At 71.9% G+C, this 270-nt stretch carries 1 protein-coding gene; it reads left to right on the forward strand.

The genetic code is table 11. The features are described 5' to 3' along the window. Positions 1 to 3 precede the first annotated feature (3 nt). Positions 4 to 270 (forward strand): sulfite exporter TauE/SafE family protein (locus tag G6021_RS08785; protein ID WP_241736486.1); only part of this gene is annotated, 267 nt, incomplete at its 3' end.

Here is a 270-nt window from a genome sequence, read left to right on the forward strand (position 1 = left end):
ACCCTGGCGGTCCTGGTCGGCCTGTCCCTGGGCCTACTCGGCGGGGGCGGGTCCATCCTCGTGGTCCCGCTGCTCACATACATCGGCGGGCTCGACCCTCGCGAGGCCATCGCCACCTCGCTGTTCGTCGTGGGCGCCACCTCGTTGGTCAGCCTCATCGGTCACGCCCGGAAGGGGAACGTCCAGTGGCGGACGGGCCTGATCTTCGGCGCAGCCGGGATGGTGGGCGCGTTCCTCGGAGGCCTGGCCGGCGGCTACATCCCCGGCACC

Source organism: Dietzia sp. CW19, assembly GCF_014145265.1.
Classification (GTDB): domain Bacteria; phylum Actinomycetota; class Actinomycetes; order Mycobacteriales; family Mycobacteriaceae; genus Dietzia; species Dietzia natronolimnaea.